Annotated in this window: 17 protein-coding genes; 8 read left to right on the top strand and 9 right to left on the bottom strand. The window is 73.6% G+C overall.

Translation table 11 applies throughout. From position 1 onward, the window contains the following. Positions 1 to 411 precede the first annotated feature (411 nt). Positions 412 to 1,047: an HAD-IA family hydrolase gene (locus LWC33_RS14320; RefSeq protein ID WP_233304861.1), complete on the top strand. Its 636-nt coding sequence runs from the start codon at positions 412 to 414 to the stop codon at positions 1,045 to 1,047. 6 nt (positions 1,048 to 1,053) lie between these two features. Here the strand turns inward: LWC33_RS14320 and LWC33_RS14315 are convergent, their stop codons facing one another. The 3 genes from LWC33_RS14315 to LWC33_RS14305 form a co-directional block, all read right to left on the bottom strand. Beyond that, positions 1,054 to 2,592 carry an acyl-CoA synthetase gene (locus LWC33_RS14315; protein ID WP_233304860.1) on the bottom strand — a complete coding sequence of 513 codons (1,539 nt, stop codon included), beginning with the start codon at positions 2,590 to 2,592 and terminating at the stop codon, positions 1,054 to 1,056. A gap of 61 nt (positions 2,593 to 2,653) precedes the next feature. After that, positions 2,654 to 4,261 carry an acyl-CoA synthetase gene (locus LWC33_RS14310; RefSeq protein WP_233304859.1) on the bottom strand — a complete coding sequence of 536 codons (1,608 nt, stop codon included), beginning with the start codon at positions 4,259 to 4,261 and terminating at the stop codon, positions 2,654 to 2,656. A gap of 208 nt (positions 4,262 to 4,469) precedes the next feature. Then, on the bottom strand, positions 4,470 to 5,114 hold the full coding sequence (locus LWC33_RS14305) for a TetR/AcrR family transcriptional regulator (protein ID WP_233304858.1): 645 nt from the start codon (positions 5,112 to 5,114) through the stop codon (positions 4,470 to 4,472). A gap of 58 nt (positions 5,115 to 5,172) precedes the next feature. On the opposite strand from LWC33_RS14305, the gene LWC33_RS14300 reads away from it, so the two are divergent. Further along, positions 5,173 to 5,589, top strand: a complete 417-nt coding sequence (locus tag LWC33_RS14300) for a hypothetical protein (protein WP_233304857.1) — start codon at positions 5,173 to 5,175, stop codon at positions 5,587 to 5,589. Positions 5,590 to 5,677: 88 nt separating this feature from the next. Here the strand turns inward: LWC33_RS14300 and map are convergent, their stop codons facing one another. After that, positions 5,678 to 6,451 (bottom strand): type I methionyl aminopeptidase, encoded by a 774-nt coding sequence (gene map, locus LWC33_RS14295; protein ID WP_233304856.1) that lies wholly within the window; start codon positions 6,449 to 6,451, stop codon positions 5,678 to 5,680. 33 nt (positions 6,452 to 6,484) lie between these two features. On the opposite strand from map, the gene LWC33_RS14290 reads away from it, so the two are divergent. The 3 genes from LWC33_RS14290 (at position 6,485) to LWC33_RS14280 (ending at position 9,631) form a co-directional block, all read left to right on the top strand. After that, the gene (locus LWC33_RS14290) at positions 6,485 to 6,751 is read left to right on the top strand and encodes a helix-turn-helix domain-containing protein (RefSeq protein WP_233304855.1); all 267 of its coding nucleotides are present in this window, start codon (positions 6,485 to 6,487) and stop codon (positions 6,749 to 6,751) included. 16 nt (positions 6,752 to 6,767) lie between these two features. Beyond that, on the top strand, positions 6,768 to 7,232 hold the full coding sequence (locus LWC33_RS14285) for a hypothetical protein (protein WP_233304854.1): 465 nt from the start codon (positions 6,768 to 6,770) through the stop codon (positions 7,230 to 7,232). 125 nt (positions 7,233 to 7,357) lie between these two features. Beyond that, complete coding sequence (locus LWC33_RS14280; RefSeq protein WP_233304912.1) at positions 7,358 to 9,631, top strand: FdhF/YdeP family oxidoreductase; 2,274 nt, start codon at positions 7,358 to 7,360, stop codon at positions 9,629 to 9,631. Between the two features lie 63 nt (positions 9,632 to 9,694). Here LWC33_RS14280 and LWC33_RS14275 read toward each other — a convergent pair whose 3' ends face one another. The 3 genes from LWC33_RS14275 to LWC33_RS14265 all read right to left on the bottom strand — a co-directional run bounded on the left by LWC33_RS14275 (position 9,695) and on the right by LWC33_RS14265 (position 13,626). Beyond that, positions 9,695 to 10,840 (bottom strand): pyridoxal phosphate-dependent aminotransferase, encoded by a 1,146-nt coding sequence (locus LWC33_RS14275; protein ID WP_233304853.1) that lies wholly within the window; start codon positions 10,838 to 10,840, stop codon positions 9,695 to 9,697. A gap of 2 nt (positions 10,841 to 10,842) precedes the next feature. Further along, the gene (locus LWC33_RS14270; protein WP_233304852.1) at positions 10,843 to 11,838 is read right to left on the bottom strand and encodes an alanine racemase; all 996 of its coding nucleotides are present in this window, start codon (positions 11,836 to 11,838) and stop codon (positions 10,843 to 10,845) included. Between the two features lie 129 nt (positions 11,839 to 11,967). Further along, a complete protein-coding gene (locus LWC33_RS14265) occupies positions 11,968 to 13,626 on the bottom strand; it encodes an SDR family oxidoreductase (protein ID WP_233304851.1) in 1,659 nt (552 codons plus the stop codon). Between the two features lie 177 nt (positions 13,627 to 13,803). Here LWC33_RS14265 and LWC33_RS14260 point away from each other — a divergent pair, with 177 nt between their 5' ends. Next, positions 13,804 to 15,102, top strand: coding sequence for a multidrug effflux MFS transporter (locus LWC33_RS14260; protein WP_233304850.1), 1,299 nt, complete (start codon positions 13,804 to 13,806; stop codon positions 15,100 to 15,102). Between the two features lie 62 nt (positions 15,103 to 15,164). Here the strand turns inward: LWC33_RS14260 and LWC33_RS14255 are convergent, their stop codons facing one another. Beyond that, positions 15,165 to 15,698 carry a PadR family transcriptional regulator gene (locus LWC33_RS14255; protein WP_233304849.1) on the bottom strand — a complete coding sequence of 178 codons (534 nt, stop codon included), beginning with the start codon at positions 15,696 to 15,698 and terminating at the stop codon, positions 15,165 to 15,167. A 73-nt stretch (positions 15,699 to 15,771) separates the two neighbouring features. Here LWC33_RS14255 and LWC33_RS14250 point away from each other — a divergent pair, with 73 nt between their 5' ends. Continuing rightward, positions 15,772 to 17,133 (top strand): carotenoid oxygenase family protein, encoded by a 1,362-nt coding sequence (locus tag LWC33_RS14250; protein WP_233304848.1) that lies wholly within the window; start codon positions 15,772 to 15,774, stop codon positions 17,131 to 17,133. After that, positions 17,130 to 17,804, top strand: a complete 675-nt coding sequence (locus LWC33_RS14245; RefSeq protein ID WP_233304847.1) for a VC0807 family protein — start codon at positions 17,130 to 17,132, stop codon at positions 17,802 to 17,804. Before LWC33_RS14250 ends, LWC33_RS14245 begins: the two co-directional genes overlap by 4 nt. On the opposite strand, the gene yczE is transcribed toward LWC33_RS14245, so the two are convergent. After that, on the bottom strand, positions 17,719 to 18,372 hold the full coding sequence (yczE, locus tag LWC33_RS14240) for a membrane protein YczE (protein WP_233304846.1): 654 nt from the start codon (positions 18,370 to 18,372) through the stop codon (positions 17,719 to 17,721). The two genes, LWC33_RS14245 and yczE, sit on opposite strands and share 86 nt — an antisense overlap. Positions 18,373 to 18,419 lie beyond the last annotated feature (47 nt).

Raw genomic sequence — 18,419 nt, 5'->3', positions numbered from 1 at the left:
GTCGACAGGGTGTGCGGCGAACCTCCCGGGTGCGAGAGCAGGTCACGCCGGGTGTGCCGCGCTCGGCCAGGTGTGCCGCGCCCCTCGGATGCGCCCTGCCGTCTGATGCGCCCCGCCGTCTGATGCGCCCCGCCACCTGATGCGCCCCGCCGTCTGATGCGCCGCGCCCCTCGAAGGCCCCGGGCCCACGTGGACGTGTCGCGCCCCCTCGGGCACCCGCGCCCCGGACCTGCCCCGGGTCGTCGGGCCTCCCGCGCGCCAGACCAGCCCGCACGCACATCGACAGCCGGCAGCCTGATGATCACCAGGAGCTGAGGGCTCGTCGCGTGGACGGATCCGACCCCAGCGCCTTGTCGACGCCACCAACCGGATGCAGCGCACCCGCATGTCCACCCCGGATACCGTGCGGGCATGGACCTGGACGATCTGCGTGCGGTGCTGTTCGACATGGACGGCACGCTCGTCGACTCCGACGGCGCGGTGGAGCGGGCGTGGCGGACCTGGTCGGCGGAGTACGGCGCGGACCCGGAGGCCGTGCTCGCGGTGGCGCACGGCCGTCCGTCGACCCCGACGGTGCGCGAGGCCCGGCCCGACCTGGACGAGGCGGGTGTCGCCGCGGCGGCCGCCCGCCAGCTCGAACTCCAGTACACCGACCTCGACGACGTCCGCGAGATCCCCGGCGCCCGCCGCCTGCTCGGCCTGCTCGACGTCGTCGGACTGCCGTGGGCCGTCGTCACCAGCGCCGACCGGCGACTGACGGACGTCCGGCTGCGCGCCGCCGGCATCACCCCGCCCGAGGTGCTCGTGACCAGTGAGGACATCGCCGCCGGCAAGCCCGACCCGGAGGGCTACCTCCGCGCCGCGAAGGCGCTCGGCGTGGACCCCGCGGCGTGCCTGGTCGTCGAGGACACCGAGCCCGGGCTCGCGGCGGGACGGGCCGCCGGCGCCCGCACCGCCGCCTTGCGGGGCCTGCGCGGCGACCTCTCCCTCACCGGGCTCGACGACCTCGCCGACCTCCTCAGCGAGTGGGCGCCACCCCTGCCGTGAGCGCGGTCAGCGGTACCGCTCCACGATCCGTCGCTTGACGAGCTTGCCGGTGGGCGTGCGGGGCAGGGAGTCGGTGAAGTCGACCGTGCGCGGGCACTTGTAGTGCGCGATCCGGCCCCGGACGAACTCGAGGATCTCCTTCTCGAGCTCCGGGCCGGGCACCGCACCCTCGGCGGTCTCGACGACGGCCTTGACCTGCTCGCCCATCTCCTCGTCCGGGATCCCGATCACACCGACGTCCCGCACCGCGGGGTGCAGGGCCAGCGCGTCCTCGATCTCCTGCGGGTAGATGTTCACCCCGCCGGAGATGATCATGAAGGCCTTGCGGTCGGTGAGGTAGAGCCAGCCGTCCTCGTCGACGTACCCGAGGTCACCGGTCGTGGCCCAGGTCGGGTGGTCCGGGTGCCGCGAGTCCGCGGTCTTGTCCTGGTCGTGGTGGTAGACGAACAGCGGCCGGTCGGTCTCGAAATAGACGGTGCCGACCTCACCCGCGCCGACCTCCTTGCCGTCCTCCCCGCAGATGTGCAGGATCCCGACGGTCGCGCGCCCGACCGAGCCGGGGTGCTCCAGCCACTCCTCGGACGTGATCCGGGTCTGCCCGGGGGACTCGGTGGAGCTGTAGTACTCCTGGAGCACCGGGCCCCACCACTCGATCATCCTGCGCTTGACCTCGACCGGGCACGGCGCCGCCGCGTGCACCGCGACCTTCAGCGAGGACAGGTCGTAGCGGGCGCGGACCTCGTCGTCGAGCTTCAGCATCCGGACGAACATCGTGGGCACCCACTGGCTGTGCGTGACCCGGTACTTCTCGATGTCCGCGAGCGCCTGCTCCGGCCGGAACCGCTCCGCGACCACCAGCGTGCCGCCGACCGCGTGGGTCATCGCGCCGAACCGGAGCGGCGCGGAATGGTACTGCGGCGCGGGTGAGTAGTAGACGGTGTCCCGGTCGAAGCCGTAGACGGGGGCGAAGATCTCCAGCATCGCGTCGCCGGGCTCGTTCACCCGGCGCTCCGGCAGCTCGCGGGTGATCCCCTTCGGACGCCCGGTGGTGCCGGAGGAGTAGAGCATGTCCATGCCGACCGGCTCGTCGTCGAGCGGGTCGGCGGACACCGCGGCCAGCGCCGCCTCGTAGTCGTCGTGGCCGGGGACCGTGCCGCCGACGGCGAGCCGCCTGCGCACCCTGGGCGTGTCCGCGACGACGCCCTCGGCGATCCCCGGCAGGTTCGCGGAGACCACGAGCACCTGGGCCTCGCAGTCGTCGACGATGTACGCGACCTCGGCCGGGGTGAGGTGGCTGTTCACGGCGGTGATGATCAGGCCGGACCGCACCGCCGCCCAGTACGCCTCGAAGACCTCCGGCCGGTTCTCCAGCACGACGGCGACGTGGTCGCCCCGGGTCAGCCCGGCCTCGGCGAAGACCCGGGCCAGCCGGATGGAGCGCTCGTCGAGCTCGCCGTAGGTCTGCACCCGGCCGTCCAGCGGACCGCCGGTCATGATCGTGGCCGGGTGCTCCGGCCGTTCCTTCGCCCACGTCCCCGGGTACACGTCACATCACCGTCGCCGCGCTGCGCATGGCTCCGTTTCTAGCTTGCTGAACGATCGTTCGCTAGCCCTCGTTTCCCAGATCGGCGTGCTGTACCCTCAGGTCCTTCTTGAGGATCTTGCCGCTGGGGTTCTTCGGCAGGGCCTCGGCGAACACCACGTACTTGGGCCGCTTGTACCCGGCGAGAACCTCGCGGGCGTGCGCGTCGACCTGCTCCTTCGTGAGCGTCACGCCCTGCTTCGGCACGACGACCGCGGTCACGGCCTCGATCCAGTGCGGGTGCGAGATGCCGAACACCGCCACCTCGGCGACGCCCTCGAGCAGGTAGAGGGCCTCCTCGACCTCGCGGGAGGCGACGTTCTCCCCGCCGGTCTTGATCATGTCCTTCTTCCGGTCGACGACGGCGAGGTAGCCGTTCTCGTCGACAACGCCCAGGTCACCGGAGTGGAACCAGCCGCCCGAGAACGCGGCGGCGGTCTTCTCCTCGTCGTTGTAGTAGCCCAGCGCGGCGTGCGGGGACCGGTGCACGATCTCGCCGACCTCGCCCGGCGGGACCTCGTTGTCCTCGTCGTCGACCACGCGGGTCTCGACGTTGAGCGACGCCCGGCCGGCCGAGCCGGCGTGCGGCAGCTGCTCGTGCGGGCGCAGGATCGTGGCCAGCGGCGACATCTCGGTCTGCCCGTAGAAGTTCCAGAACTGCACGTCGGGCAGCCGCCGCGACAGCTCCTTGAGCACCTCCACCGGCATCGCCGAGGCGCCGTAGTAGCCCTTGCGCAGCGACGACAGGTCGCGGGTGTCGAAGTCGGGGTGGCGCAGCAGCGAGATCCACACCGTCGGCGGGCAGAACAGCTTGGTGACCTTCTCGCGCTCGATCGTCTCGAGCAGCCGCGCCGGGTCCGGGCCGGGCAGGATGATGCTGGTCGCGCCGAGGTACACGTCGACGGAGAAGAAGCAGTCCAGCTGCGCGCAGTGGTACATCGGCAGGGTGTGGACCTCGACGTCGTCCACGCTCATCCCGCCGTCCACCACGCACGACACGTACTGGCTGATCAGCGACTTCGACGACAGCATCACGCCCTTGGGCCGCGACTCGGTGCCGGAGGTGTACATCAGCCGCAGCGGGTCGTCGTCGGCCACCAGGACCTCGGGCGGGGTGTCCGGGCCGGAGTCGATCCAGGTGTCGACGTCCTCCCACTCCCCGGTCGGAGCCGCACCCGAGAGCGAGATCCACCCGCGCACGCCGCCGGCGAGCCCGGCCGAGGCGAGAGCCTTCTCCGCGGTCGGGGCCAGCGCGTCCTCGGTGACCATGCCCTTCGCGCCGGAGTGGCCGAGGATGAACGCGATCTCCTCGGCGTTCAACATGAAGTTGACCGGCACCAGCACCACGCCGAGCCGGGCGGTGGCGAAGGCGAGCACGGCGAACTGCCAGGAGTTGTGCGACAGCAGCGCCAGCCGGTCGCCCTTCGCCAGGCCCTTGGCAGCCATGTTGTTCGCGCAGCGGTTCACGGCGGCGTCGAACTCGGCGAAGCTCGCCCGGCGCCCGCCCGCGACCACCGCGAGCTTGTCCGGGTAGCGCAACGCGGTGCGGCGCAACAGGTCGCCGAGCGAGTGCTGGCGGGCCCGGGCGATCGCCTCGGTGGTCTGCGGGGTGAACTGCACGACGTCGGACACGCACGCATCCTGCACGAACGGCCACCCGCCGGACCAGAGCGGGACCGGCCGAGAGGTCAGGTCGCGAGGCCGAACCGTTCCGCCGGCGCCGCGGCCACCTCTCGTCTCGCCGCTCGGTCAGGCCGGCGAAGATCCGGGGCGGGCAGAGCGTGCCGGGCACGGCGAGCAGGGCCGGGCCCCGCGCCGTCGGACAGCGGGAGCAGCGCGGTCATTCCACGCACCCGAGGCGCGCCGCACCCGCGCGCATGGACTGCGCCAGGGCCTCCCGGGACGGGCCGGGCGGAGCCGGGGCCGAGGCGGCGGGGACGCGCAGCCCGTCGAGCACGAAGGCGGCGAACCGCTCCCACGCGTGCGGGGCCGCCTCGGCGGTGCGGTGGACCAGGCCGGCGTTGGCCATGAGGAGCAACGGCAGGTCCTCGGGCGTGACGTCGGCGCGCAGGTCGCCCGAGCGCTGCGCCCGGTCCACCAGCTCGGCCAGCCCCGCCTCGACCCGGGCGCGCAGGGCCTCCAGCTCCGGTTCGGCGGGCACGCTCAGCGTGAGCAGGTCGGCGAGACCCCGGTCGGCGGCCTGCATGCGCAGCACCGTGAGCACGTAGGTCCGGAACCCGGTCCAGGGGGCGGGATCGGCGAGCGCCTCCTCGGCGGCCCGCGCGAAGTCCGCCATGCGCTCCGCGAACACCGCCGCCACCAGAGCGCGACGGGTGGGGAAGCGGCGGTAGAGCGTGGCGTTGCCGACCCCGGCGCGGCGGGCGATCTCGTCGAACGGCGCCTGCAGCCCCTGTTCCCCGAACACGGCGCGGGCCGCCGCGACGAGGGCGCGGCGGTTGCGCTCGGCGTCGGCGCGCAGTGTCACACCGCGCACCCTAACCGATGAAATGGGGAGTGGTCCCCACTTGTGTTAGCGTCCCGGCATGGCGTTGGCGAAGCTCCGGGAGCTGCCCGGACGGATCAGCAGCGGCGGTTTCGTGCTCCACTCCGGACTGGAGAAGTGGAAGGCCGGGCCGGAGCAGGCCGCGGGCGTGTACGGCATGGCGACCACCGCCTACCCGTTCCTCAAGCGGGTCCCGCAGGAGCAGTTCATGAAGGCGCTCGCCGCCGGCGAGATCGCCACCGGCGTCGCGCTGCTCACCCCGTTCATCCCCGCGGCGGTCGGCGGGGCGCTGCTCACCGCGTTCGCGGGCGGCCTGCTCGGCCTCTACTTCCGGGTCCCGGGCATGCGCCGGCCGGGCAGCATCCGGCCGAGCCAGCAGGGGCTGGGGATCGCGAAGGACGTCTGGCTCGCCGGGATCGGCGTGGGCCTGCTCGCCGACGGCATCACCCGGGACTGACCCCCGTCGACACCTTCGCTCCACCGAATCCCACATCCCGGGACGTCCCGGGTGTGGGGTTCGGTCGTACGGGACCGCCGACCCGCACTCAGGGGAGCGTGAGGATCCGGGGGCCGTTCTCGGTGATCGCGATGGTGTGCTCGGCATGCGCCGCACGACTGCCGTCGGCGGTGCGGATCGTCCAGCCGTCACGGTCGTGGCGGTAGGAGTCCCTGCCGCCGGCGTGCAGCATCGGCTCGATCGCGATCACCAGGCCCGGGCGCAGGCGCACGCCGCGGCGAGGCTTGGCCTCGTTGGGCACGTGCGGCTCCTCGTGCATCGAGCGGCCGACGCCGTGGCCGCCGTGGTCGGCGAGCATCCCGTAGCCCGCACCGCGCGCGACCTGCCCGATCGCGTGTCCGACGTCGCCCATCTGCGCGCCCGGCTGCGCCGCGTCGATACCGGCCTGCAGCGCCGCCTCCGTGGTGGCGATCAGCTTCTCGTCGCCGGCGGCGGAGCTCGCGGACCCGACGACCATGCTGAAGGCGGCGTCGGCGCACCAGCCGTCGAGATGGACGGCGAAGTCGACGCTGAGCAGGTCCCCGTCGCGGAGCTTCGTGCGCGACGGGATCCCGTGGACGACCGCGTCGTTCACACTCACGCAGAGCACCCCCGGGTAGGGCCCGGGCGCCCAGCGCGGGTGGTAGCCGCGGAAGCTCGACACGGCCCCGGCCTCGGCGATCATGTCGGCGGCCAGCGCGTCCAGCTCGCTCGGCCGGACACCGGGCGCCGCCCGCTCGCGGACCGCGGCGAGGATGCGGGCGACCACGGACCCGGCGGCGTCGATCGCGTCGATCTCCCCGGGCGTCTTCAGCTCGATCACGCTCGATAACTATACCGGTATTAGTATGACGGCATGGTGCGCGTCCCCCTGACCCCCGAGGACCGCGAGCGTGGCGAGCGGCTGGGCGCCCTGCTGCGCGCCGCCCGGGGCGACCGCAGCATCGGCGACGTCGCGGCGGCCGCGGACATCTCGCCGGAGACGCTGCGCAAGATCGAGACCGGCCGGATCCCCACACCCGCGTTCTTCACCGTCGCAGCGCTGGCCACGGAGCTCGGGCTCGGGCTCGACGCGCTCGCGGCGTGCGGCCGGACCGGGGTCGACGCGTCCCCCGCGGCCTGACGGGCGGGGCCGGACGATGGCGCACGACCCCGACGCCCTTCTCGCCCGCGTCCGCAAGGCGGCGAAGGGCACGCCGTACACGGTCACCGGCACGCCCGACGGGTTCGAGATGGTCGCCGAGGTCCTGAGCCCGCCCGGGGCGCGGGGCCGGCGCCGTCCGGAGACCCTGACCCACCGGGTCGTGCTCGACGCGGCCACCGGCACCTACCGGGTCACCGACACCCGGGTCGCGGTGCCCGGCGCGGCGGAGGAGCCCGGCGAGCGGCGCACGCTGCTCACCGGCTTCGGCCGCCGCCCCGAGGCGGCCGGGGCGTCGGGCGGAGCGGCCGGCGCCGACGGCCCGCGGATCGTCGACGACGCCGCCGCGGGCCTGGGCTGGACCCGGCTGCGGTCCCCGCTGGAGCGCCCGGGCGTGGTGCTCGCCGCGCTCCTCGGGTTCTGCGTGCTGCTGCTCGTGGTCGCGCTCGTCGTCCTGCTCTGAGGCCTCGATCTAGACTCGGGTCCGCCGGATCCCCACCGGCCCGCACGCCCGCCGGAGGTCTCCCCGTGTCCACCACCCCCGACGTCACGCCCGATGCCGGTGTCAGCGCCGATGTCAGCGCCGATGTGAACGCCCGTGTCGACGTGGAGGAGTCCCGCCTGCGGGTGGGCCGCCCGGCCACGCATGCGGCGGGGTTGAAGGCGGTGCGGGTATCGATGGCGCGGGCGCTGCGGCAGATGGGCCCGGTGAAGTCCGCGCGGAACCTGTTGACGCTCAACCAGGTCGACGGCTTCGACTGCATGTCGTGCGCCTGGCCCGACCCCACCGACCACCGGCACACCGCGGAGTTCTGCGAGAACGGCGCCAAGGCCGTGTCCTGGGAGGGCCAGCGCGCGAGCGTCGACGCGGCGTTCTTCGCCGCGCACCAGATCTCCGAGCTCGTCCGGCAGTCGGACCACTGGCTGGAGAAGCAGGGCCGGCTCACCGAGCCGATGGTCCGCCGGGGCGGCGCCGACCACTACGAGCCGATCACCTGGGATGCGGCGTTCGCGCTGGTCGCCGAGCACCTGCAGGCCCTGGACTCGCCGGACGAGGCGCTGTTCTACACCTCCGGGCGCGCCTCCAACGAGGCCGCGTTCGTCTACCAGCTCTTCGCCCGCGCCTTCGGCACCAACAACCTGCCGGACTGCTCGAACATGTGCCACGAGTCGACCTCGGTCGGGCTGGCCCGCACCATCGGCATCGGCAAGGGCTCCGTGTCGCTGCAGGACATCCACGAGGCCGATCTGATCGTGATCTCCGGGCAGAACCCGGGCACCAACCACCCGCGCATGCTCTCCGCGCTGGAGATCGCCAAGCAGAACGGCGCGAAGATCCTGGCGATCAACCCGCTGCACGAGGCCGGGCTGCTGCGCTTCGACAACCCGCAGAAGCCCACGGGCCTGGCCGGGCGCGGCACCGGGCTGGCCGACCGCTACCTGCAGATCCGCTCCAACGGCGATCTCGCCCTCTGGCAGGCCATCGGGCACCTGCTGCTGGAACGCGGCACCGTCGACCGGGACTTCGTCGCCCGGCACACCGTCGGCTTCGACGCCTGGGCCGCGCACATCCGGGACCTCGACCGCGAGGCCGTGCTCGCCGCCACCGGCCTCGAGTGGGCCGAGATCGAGGCCGCCGCGGAGCTGTTCGCGACCTCGACGAAGATCGTGAACTGCTGGGCCATGGGCATCACCCAGCACCGCAACGCCGTCGCCACCATCTGCGAGTTCGTCAACGTCGCCCTGCTGCAGGGGATGATCGGCAAGCCCGGCGCCGGGCTCTGCCCCGTCCGCGGGCACTCCAACGTCCAGGGCGACCGCACCATGGGCATCTGGGAGCGCAGCCCCGACTCCTTCCTCGACGCCCTCGGCGCCGAGTTCGGTTTCGAACCCCCACGCGAACACGGCCACGACGCCGCGGCCGCCGTCCGCGCCCTGCGCGACGGGCGGGCGAAGGTCTTCATCGGACTCGGCGGCAACTTCGCCGCCGCCATGTCCGACACCCACGTCACCGAGGCCGCGCTGCGCTCGGCCGCGCTGACCGTGCAGATCTCCACCAAGCTCAACCGCAGCCACCTCACCGCGGGCCACGACGCCCTGATCCTGCCCACGCTCGGGCGCACCGAGCAGGACCGCACCGGCGGGCTCGTCCAGCGGGTCACCGTCGAGGACTCCATGTCCGCGGTGCACGCCTCCCGCGGCCGCTCCGAGCCCGCGAGCCCGCACCTGCGCTCCGAGGTCGACATCCTCTGCGGCATCGCCGGGGCCACCCTGGGCGAGCGCCCCGGCAGCCCCGCCATCCCGTGGGCCGAGTTCGCCGTCGACTACTCCCGCATCCGGGAGCGGATCGGGCGGGTCGTGCCCGGCTGCGAGGCCTACGACGAGAAGATCAGCCGTCGCGGCGGGTTCACCCTGCCGCACCCGCCCCGCGACACGCGCACCTTCCCCACCCCCGAGGGCAAGGCCGTGTTCACCGTCAGCCCGCTCGAGGTGGCCACCGTCCCCGAGGGACGGCTCGTGCTGCAGACCATCCGCAGCCACGACCAGTTCAACACCACCGTCTACGGCCTCGACGACCGGTACCGGGGCATCCACTCCGGCCGCCGCGTCGTCTTCATCTCCCCGCAGGACCTCGCCGAACTCGGCTGTGCCGACGGCGACCACGTCCACCTCGTCTCCGAATGGGAGGACGGGATCGAGCGGCGCGCGGAGAACTTCCGGTTGGTCTCCTACGACACCCCCAAGGGTTGCGTCGCCGCCTACTACCCCGAGACCAATCCCCTCGTCCCCCTCGACTCCCAGGCCCTCGAATCCGGCACCCCCACGTCGAAATGGGTCGTCGTCCGCCTCGAACGGGTGTGAACCGGCCCGTCCACGCCTCGGTGAGGCCGCACATAGTGCATTTCTCCACCCGCTCGATGCGCGTCATGGAGCCGTGGTGCGCTGGAGGCGGGTGACCGCCTCGCGGAGCACCTCGTCCCGCTTGCAGAAGGCGAAGCGCAGCAGGGTCGGGGCGAGGGCGGGGTCGTCGCAGAACACGCTGACCGGCACCGCGGCCACGCCGAGCCGCTCGGGCATGGCGCGGGCGTAGGCGGCGGCGTCGGTCACGCCCAGCGGGGCGAGGTCGGCGACCACGAAGTACGTGCCGCTGGGCTCGAACACCCGCATCCCGGCCTCGCGCAGGCCCTCCGTCAGCAGGTCCCGCTTCGGCCGCAGCTCGCCGGAGATCGCGGCGAACACCTCCTCGGGCAGGGCCAGCGCGTTCGCGACGGCGGGTTGGAACGGGGCGCCGCCGGCGAAGGTCAGGAACTGCTTCACCGCCCGCACGGCCGCGACGAGCTCGGCCGGGCCGTGCACCCAGCCGATCTTCCAGCCCGTCACCGAGAAGGTCTTCCCCGCGCTCGAGACCGTGAGGGTGCGCTCGGCCATGCCCGGCAGCGTCGCCATCGGCACGTGCTCGGCCCCGAAGGTCATGTGCTCGTAGACCTCGTCGGTGATCACGACGGCGTCGTGCTCGATCGCGAGGTCCCCGATCGCGCGCAAGGTGTCCCGGCCGAACACCGCGCCGGTCGGGTTGTGCGGGGTGTTGACCAGCACCGCTCTCGTCCGCGGTCCGAACGCCGCGCGGAGCTCGGCCGGGTCGGGCTGGAAGTCCGGGGCCCGCAGCGGGACGGTCCGGCGGGTGGCACCGGCCATCGCGATCACCGCGGGGTACGAGTCGTAGTACGGCTCGAAGACCACGACCTCGTCGCCCGGCTCGCACAGCGCGAGCACGGCCGACGCGATCGCCTCGGTGGCGCCCATGGTGACCAGCACGTCCCCGGAGTCCACCGAGTAGAAGCGCTTCTGGTGCGCGGCCACCGCCTCGCGCAGCGCCGGCAGCCCCGGCGCCGGCGGGTACTGGTTGAACCCGCCCTCGGTGATCGCCGCGGCGGCGTCGGCCAGCAGCGAGGCCGGGCCGTCCGTGTCGGGGAAACCCTGGCCCAGGTTGATCGCGCCGGTGCGCAGGGCGAGCTGGGTGATCTCCGCGAAGATCGTGGAGGTGAACGGGCGCAACCGCGGGACGAGCACGGCTACCAGCCTCGCATGTCCACGGCCCAGCGCTCGGCGACGTGCTCGCCGTCGACCAGCCACATCGCCTCGTGCAGCGCGACGGTCGGGTCGACGTGCGCCGGCACCACCCGGATCCGGTCGCCCACCCGCAGCCGCAGGTCGCCGGGCGCGAAGGTGGTGTGCTCGTCGGAGCAGAACCAGACCTGGGCGCCGGGGATCGTCGGGTTGCCGTGGTCCATGCCCAGCGCCTTGAGCCCGACGTCGACGACCGCCCACTCGGCCGACACCGAGATGACCGTGCCCAGCACGAACAGCGCCTGTTCGAACGGGTGCCCGAGCTGGGCGTAGGCGCTGTCCATCAGCGCGTACGAGCCGGCCTGGATCTCCGTGGCCCACTCGTTGACGTCGTAGGTGCCGGTGCCGCCGGCGCTCACGAGCTCGCCGCCGACGTCGCGGGCCCCGGCCGCGAGCTTCTCCATCGCCTCGCGCACGAGCCGGCGCCGCTCCCCGGCGGGCTGGGCCATCATCAGGTGGCCCTCGTAGCCCATCACGCCGCGCACCTCGAGGCCGTTGCGCCGGGCGAGGTCGGCCAGCTCGCCGGCCCTCTCCGGCGGACAGCCGCAACGGGGCAGGCCGACGTTGACGTCGATCACCACCTCGAGGACGTTGCCGCGCAACGCCGCCGCGATCGTCTCCCGGGAGTCGACGGCCAGCGTGATCCGGGCGCCGTCACGGATCAGCTTGCCGAGCCGGGAGGCGTCGACGACCTCGTTGGCCAGCAGCAGGTCACCGCCCAGGCCGTGCTCGGCCATGACCTCGCACTCGCGGATCGTGGCGCAGGTGAAGCCCGGATGGCCGTTGTCGCGTTGCCAGCGTGCGAGCGACGTGCACTTGTGCGCCTTGACGTGCGGGCGCAGCCGGGCGCCGGGGAGCGCGGCGCTCATGGTGTCGAGGTTGCGGCGCAGGGCCCCGCGCTCGACGAGCAGCGCGGGGGTGGTGAGGTCGTCGACGCGCACGGGCAGAACTTACCTGGCGCGCATTATGGAACCATAATTGCGATTTTCGAGGCCCTTTTCAGACGTTATGGAACCATACTGCGAATTCGGGGGCGGTTTCGCGCGTTATGGAGCCACAACGCGACGTCGTCAGCTCGGGAGGGGTAGGCGGGCCAGGCGGCGGAGGGCACCGGGGGCCACCTTGGACAGTGCGTAGGCGGCGCGGCTCTCCACGGTGAGCAGCTGGATCGGGCGGTTCGCCTCCACGGCGGCGACCACCGCGTCGGCCACCTTGTCCAGGGAGTACGGGCGGCGCTTGAGCAGCCGGTCGGTGGAGCGGCGGCGCTCGGCCGCGGTCGCGGCGTCGACCCCGACGAAGCGCGCGGAGCCGCCGATGTCCGTGGGCAGGAAGCCGGGGCACAGCGCGGTGACGCCGATGTCGTCGCCCGCCAGCTCGGCGCGCAGGCACTCCGAGAGCATGAGCACCGCGGACTTCGTGGTGCAGTAGGCGGGCAGGAAGGTCGTCGGCGTGAAGGCGGCCGCGGAGGCCACGTTGACCAGGTGCCCGCCCTCGCCGCGCTCGCGCATCCGGGCGGCGAAGAGCCGGCAGCCGTGCACCACGCCCATCAGGTTGACGTCGACGATCGCCCGCCAGTCCGCGGGCTCGTGGGCGAGGAAGGGACCGGAGACGGCGATGCCGGCGTTGTTGACCACGACGTCGGGCACGCCGACCTCGGCGCACACCCGGTCGGCGAGGGTGGCCATCGCGTCGGGATCGGCGACGTCGACCTGGTAGGCGTGCCCGCCGGTCTCGAAGGCGGTCTGCCGCGCCGTCGAGAGCTCCTTGTCGGCCGCGACGACCACGGCGCCGCGCCGGGCGAAGCCGCGGGCCACCGCCCGGCCGATCCCGCTGCCCGCACCGGTCACCAGCACGACGCGGTCCGTCCACCGGCCCGGGCCCGGCCGCGGGGCCGTCCGCTGACCCGTCACGGCCTGGACCTGCTCCCGTACGCACCGCGCGACCACCTCCGGACGGCTGCGCGGCAGCCAGTGCCCGCCGGCCACGCTCCGGAACCGGAAGTCCGCGGCGAACCGCTCCGCGCTCGCCTGCAGGGCCGGGGTGACGTACCGGTCCCCCGACGGGGCCAGGACCTGGACCGGGACCTCCGTGCGGCGCTCGCCGCCGCCCCGGCCGAGGTTGGCGCGGTAGAGCTCGAGCCCTCGCACGGCGTCGCGCGCCGCCGGCCGCGGGATCCCCTCCCGGCGGGCGACGAGCCCACCCGCCAGCCCCGAGCGCCAGAGCAGCTCGGGCAGCACCGGCAGCTGGAAGAACCCGACGTACCAGGAGCGGCCCAGCTGCCGGAGCCGGTCGCGCAGCCGGGCGCTGCGCCCGAAGGCCCCGATGTGCGCCAGGCACGGGCCGGAGATCGAGGTGTAGGAGGCGAACCGTGCCCGCAGTGCCGGATCGGTGACGGCCTCCCAGCCCTGGATCGAGCCCCAGTCGTGGGCGAGCAGGTGCACCGGCCGGTCGGGGGCGACGGCGTCGAGCACCGCGACGAGGTCCGCCGTGAGCCGTTCGACCCGGTAGCCCTCGCGCTCCGCCGGGGCCTGCGACGCGCCTGCGCCGCGGACGTCGTAGGTCACCACCCGGAAGGTGTCGGCCAGCAGGGGGACGACCCCGTCCCACACGGTGTGGTCGTCGGGGTAGCCGTGCACCGCGACGACGACCGGGGCGCCCTCCTGCCCGGTGACGTGGACGGCCAGGTCCAGGCCGTCCGGGGTGCGGACGGTACGTGCCTCGCTGCGCATGGGCCGAGCCTATGCTACTCGCGAGTACGTGACCCACAGCACACTCGTTCGGGGAACCGGAACAGCACGCCGGGCATCCCACCTTGAACCAGCCGGAACACCACCGGCGGGTACGAACTTCGACCGAGCGACGACGCCGGGCGATCCGGACCCGTGAGTACGAGGAAGGCCCCGCCGTTGCCCACACCCCCAGCGACCCCTGCGCCCACCACGGCGCCCGCCACGCCGGGTCGCGCGCGCACCGCCCTGCTGCTGGGCGCGCTGATCGCGCTCGGCCCGCTCACCATCGACATGTACCTGCCCGCACTGCCGGGCATCGTGACCGAGTTCGCGACGACCTCGTCGACCGTCCAGCTCACGCTGACCGGCACGCTGATCGGCCTGGCGCTGGGCCAGCTCTTCATCGGCCCGCTGGCCGACGCCGTCGGCCGCCGCAAGCCGCTGCTGATCGGCACCGCGTTGCACGTGGTGGCCTCGCTGCTGATCGTGGTGGCCCCGACCATCGCCGTGCTCGGCGTGCTGCGCGTGCTGCAGGGCGTCGGGTCCGCCGCGGGCGCGGTCGTCGCGATGGCCGTCGTCCGTGACCTGTTCACCGGCCGCGCCGCGGCCACGCTGCTCTCGCGGCTGATGCTCGTCATGGGCGCCGCTCCGGTGCTCGCTCCGACCCTCGGGGGCGAGCTGCTGCGGGTCGCGGACTGGCGCGGCGTGTTCGTCGCGCTGGCCGTGTACGGCCTGGTCATCCTGGGCGTGCTGTTCTTCGCCCTGGGCGAGACGCTACCGCCGGAGCGCCGCCGCAGCGCCGCCGTCGGCCCCACCCTCCAGGCCTACGGCGCGCTCCTGCGCGACCGCGCCTACGTCGGTCTGATCCTGGTCGCCGGGTTCGCCATGGCCGGCATGTTCGGCTACGTCTCCGGGTCGAGCTTCGTGTTCCAGCAGGAGTTCGGGCTCGACGCCCAGCAGTTCGGCCTGCTCTTCGGCGCCGGCGCGATCTTCCTGATCGGCGCGACGCAGGCCAACGCGGCGCTGCTGCGCCGCTTCGAGCCGCGGCAGCTGCTGCTCGTGGCCAGCGTGTCCGGGACCGTCGCCGCGGCCGTGCTGGCCGTGCTCGCCGGCACCGGGACCGGCGGGCTCGTCGGCGTGCTCGTGCCGCTGTGGGCGGTGCTGGCCTCGGTCGGGCTCGCGCTGCCCAACGCCCCGGCCCTGGCGCTCTCCCGGCACGGCGAGCGCGCCGGGACCGCGGCCGCCCTGCTCGGCGCGGTGCAGTTCGGCGTCGGCGCCCTGACCTCGCCGGTCGTCGGCCTGCTCGGCAACGACGCGCTGGCCATGGGCCTGACGATCGCCGGTGCGCAGGCGCTCGCCCTGACCGTGCTGCTGGCCGTCGTCCGGCCGTGGTCGCTGGGGGACATCGACGAGGGGCCCACGCCCGTCGCCGCGGCGGAGCCGGAGCTCGTGGACGAGCGCCCCGCCGTCGCCTGACAGCCCCGACCCGCACCGCACGACACCGACGGCCCCGGCCCGCGCCGGGGCCGTCGGCGTTCTCAGGCCCCCTGTTCACGCTCCAGACGGTCGATCGCCCACCGGGCCCACTCGCCCACCGCCGCGTACTGCCGCAGCCCGAACTCCGCGGCGAGCTGGCCGAACCCCTCCGCGCCGGTCATCGGCGCCTCGCCGTGGTCCTCCCGGACCTTCCGCAGCTCGGTGACTCCCTGGTCGGTGGCCTCGGCGATCCGGTGGAGCACGACGAGCGCGTCGGCCGGCTCGAGCGCGGAGAGCAGGAACATCCGCAGCACCTGCTCGTTGCGGACCTTGGCCTGCTTCGGCGGGCTGAGCAGCCAGGTCCGCAGCTCCTCGCGCCCCGCGGGGGTGACGTCGTAGGTCCGGGCCCCGCGCGCACCCTCGTGCGTGACCTCCACCAGGCCGGCCTCGGCCATCCGGTTCAGCTCGGGGTAGATGCTCGTGTGGCCCGCCTGCCAGGCGTAACGGCCGAGGTCGCGCTCGAAGGCCTTGGTCAGCTCGTAGCCGCTCCGCGGATGGACGGAGAGCAGCCCGAGCAGTGCGTGCGGCAGCGACATGCCGATAGCTTACCTGTCGAACTCGACATGTCGCTATTGACATGTAGCGGGTAGAGGGTGCACCGTTCTCGCCATGACGACGACGGACACGCCGCTCTACCTGCAGGGCCACCTCGCCCCGGTGCCGGACGAGATCGAGGCCGTCGACCTGGCCGTCGCGGGGACGCTCCCACCGGAGCTCACCGGCCGGTACCTCCGGAACGGGCCGAACCCGCTGCCGGGCCAGGACTCCGGGCACTGGTTCGCCGGGCACGGGATGCTGCACGGCGTCCGGCTCCGGGAGGGCCGCGCCGAGTGGTACCGCAACCGCTGGGTCCGCACCGGCGCGCTGGAGGGACACCCCTTCGTGCGCCCGGACGGGACCCTCGACCGCACCGCCGTCCACGCGAACACCCACGTGATCGAGCACGGCGGGCGGATCCTGGCGCTGGTGGAGAACGGCTTCCCGTACGTCGTGACGCCGGAGCTCGACACCGTCGGGCCGGACGACTTCGCCGGCCGCCTCACCACGGCGATGACCGCGCACCCCAAGACCGACCCGGTGACCGGGGACCTGCACTTCTTCGGCTACTCGCCGCTGCCGCCGTTCCTCACCTACCACCGGCTCTCGGCGGGCGGCGAGCTCGTCGAGAGCGCCGAGGTCCCGGTCGCGGGACCGACGATGATGCACGACTTCGCCGTCACCGCCCGGCACGCCGTGTTCCTCGACCTGCCGATGACCTTCCAGCTGCGGGCCGGCCTGCCCTACGGCTGGGACGACGCGTACGGCGCCCGGCTCGGTGTCATGCCGCTGGACCGGCCCGGCGAGGTGCGGTGGTTCGAGATCGACCCCTGCTACGTCTTCCACGTCGGCAACGCGTACGAGGACGCGGCCGGCCGGATCGTGCTCGACGTCGCCCGCTACACCCGCGACGCCATCACGGCGACCTGGGACGCCATCGGGCCGAGCCCGTCCGGGCACGCGGCGGCGGCCGCGGCCGCCGGCGTCGCGACGCTGCACCGCTGGACGATCGACCCGGTCGCCGGGACCGTCGCCCAGGCGCAGCTCTCCGAGGAGGGCCTGGAGTTCCCCACCGTCGACGACGAGCGGGTCGGCCGGCCGAACCGGTACCTCTACGCCGTGTCCGACACCGACGGGATCCTCCAGCACGACGCCGAGCTCGGCACCGTCACGGCCCACGGCCTCGGGCCGGACGTCGTCGCCGGGGAGGCCGTGTTCGTCCCGTCCGGGGCGCCGGGCCGCGGCGAGGCCGACGGCTGGCTGCTCTCGATCACCACCACCCGCGACGGCAAGGCCTCCGAGCTGCTGGTGCTCGACGCCACCGACGTCGCCGGCGCACCCGTCGCGCGGGTGACGCTGCCCCGCGGGGTGCCCGCGGGCTTCCACGGCTCGTGGATCCCCGACGCCGACCTGCCCTCCCGGGAGACCCGATGACCGCCATGGCCGCCACCCCGTCCAGCCCCGAGATCCCCTCGCCGCGGGTGATGGTCCGCGGCCTGGTGTTCGACGTCGGCCTCCCGATCGCCGCCTACTACGCCCTGCACCTGCTGGGCGCCTCGGACTGGGTCGCCCTGCTGGCCGCGTCCGGGATCGCGGCCCTGCGCATCCTCTGGTCCGCCGTCCGCCAGCGCCGGTTCAACGCCTTCGCCACGGTGATGCTGCTGGTCTACGGCATCGGCTTCGCGTTGGCCTTCGCCACCGGCGACCCCCGCACGCTGCTGCTGCGGAACTCGCTGATCACCGCGTCCGTCGGGATCGTGTTCCTGGTGACCGCGATCCGCGGGCGCCGGCCGCTGACCCTCGCGGCGCTGGAGAGCTTCGCCCCGGCGAAGGCCGCGGCGGCCGCCGAGGCCTACGCGACGGACGCGCGCGTCCGGCACGGGCACCGGCTGTCCTCCACGGTGTGGGGGGTGGGCCTGATCGCCGAGTCGATCATCCGGATCCCGCTGGTCTACCAGCTGCCGGTGGACGTGTCGGTCGGCGCCACCGAGGCGCTGTGGATCGCGGCCTTCGCGGGCCTCATGGTGTGGAACGGCTGGTACGTGCGGCGGGCGCAGAAGCGGCGGGGGTCGGCGCCCGGAACAGTGGGAGGAACGCCTGCGTGAGCGGCCCGATCGCCAGCGCGTAGAGCACCGTCCCGATCCCGGCGGTGCCGCCGAGCAGCCAGCCGGTCGCGAGCACCACGACCTCGATCGCCGTCCGCACGAGCCGGATCGACCGGCCGGTGCGGGCGGCGATCCCCGTCATCAGGCCGTCGCGCGGGCCCGGGCCGAGCCGGGCGCCGATGTAGGCGGCCGACGCCACGCCGTTGAGCACGATCCCGCCGACCATCAGCCCGACCCGCGCCGGCCACGTGTGGGCCTCGGGGATCAGGGCCAGGGCGGCGTCGACGGCGAAGGCGATCACCACGACGTTGGCCACGGTCCCGACGCCGGGCCGCTGGCGCAGCGGGATCCACAGCAGCAGCACCACGACCCCGGTGATCGCCGTGATCAGCCCGAAGCTCAGCGGCAGCCGCGTCGTCAGGCCCTGGTGCAGGACGTCCCACGGGTTGAGCCCGAGCGACCCGCGGACCTGCATCGCCATCGAGGTGCCGTAGAGCGCGAGGCCGGCGAGCAGCTGCGGGAGCCGGCGGAACGGGGCGTGCGCGACGGGGAGCGGGCGGAGATCCACGACCCCAGGATCGCCGGAGGTGGCCTGTTCCCCAAGGGCCAATCCGG

This window comes from Pseudonocardia terrae (genome assembly GCF_021343995.1).
Classification (GTDB): domain Bacteria; phylum Actinomycetota; class Actinomycetes; order Mycobacteriales; family Pseudonocardiaceae; genus Pseudonocardia; species Pseudonocardia terrae.
The sequence above is the reverse complement of the archived record's forward strand: the minus strand, read 5'-3'. Positions and strand labels throughout refer to the sequence as shown.

Bases quoted from the DNA above. Each gene is read 5' to 3' on its own strand.
- LWC33_RS14320 (WP_233304861.1), top strand. From the start codon at position 412: ATGGACCTGGACGATCTGCGTGCGGTGCTGTTCGACATGGACGGCACG.
- LWC33_RS14300 (WP_233304857.1), top strand. From the start codon at position 5,173: ATGGCGTTGGCGAAGCTCCGGGAGCTGCCCGGACGGATCAGCAGCGGC.
- LWC33_RS14290 (WP_233304855.1), top strand. From the start codon at position 6,485: ATGGTGCGCGTCCCCCTGACCCCCGAGGACCGCGAGCGTGGCGAGCGG.
- LWC33_RS14285 (WP_233304854.1), top strand. From the start codon at position 6,768: ATGGCGCACGACCCCGACGCCCTTCTCGCCCGCGTCCGCAAGGCGGCG.
- LWC33_RS14265 (WP_233304851.1), bottom strand. From the start codon at position 13,626: ATGCGCAGCGAGGCACGTACCGTCCGCACCCCGGACGGCCTGGACCTG.
- LWC33_RS14255 (WP_233304849.1), bottom strand. From the start codon at position 15,698: ATGTCGCTGCCGCACGCACTGCTCGGGCTGCTCTCCGTCCATCCGCGG.
- LWC33_RS14250 (WP_233304848.1), top strand. From the start codon at position 15,772: ATGACGACGACGGACACGCCGCTCTACCTGCAGGGCCACCTCGCCCCG.
- LWC33_RS14245 (WP_233304847.1), top strand. From the start codon at position 17,130: ATGACCGCCATGGCCGCCACCCCGTCCAGCCCCGAGATCCCCTCGCCG.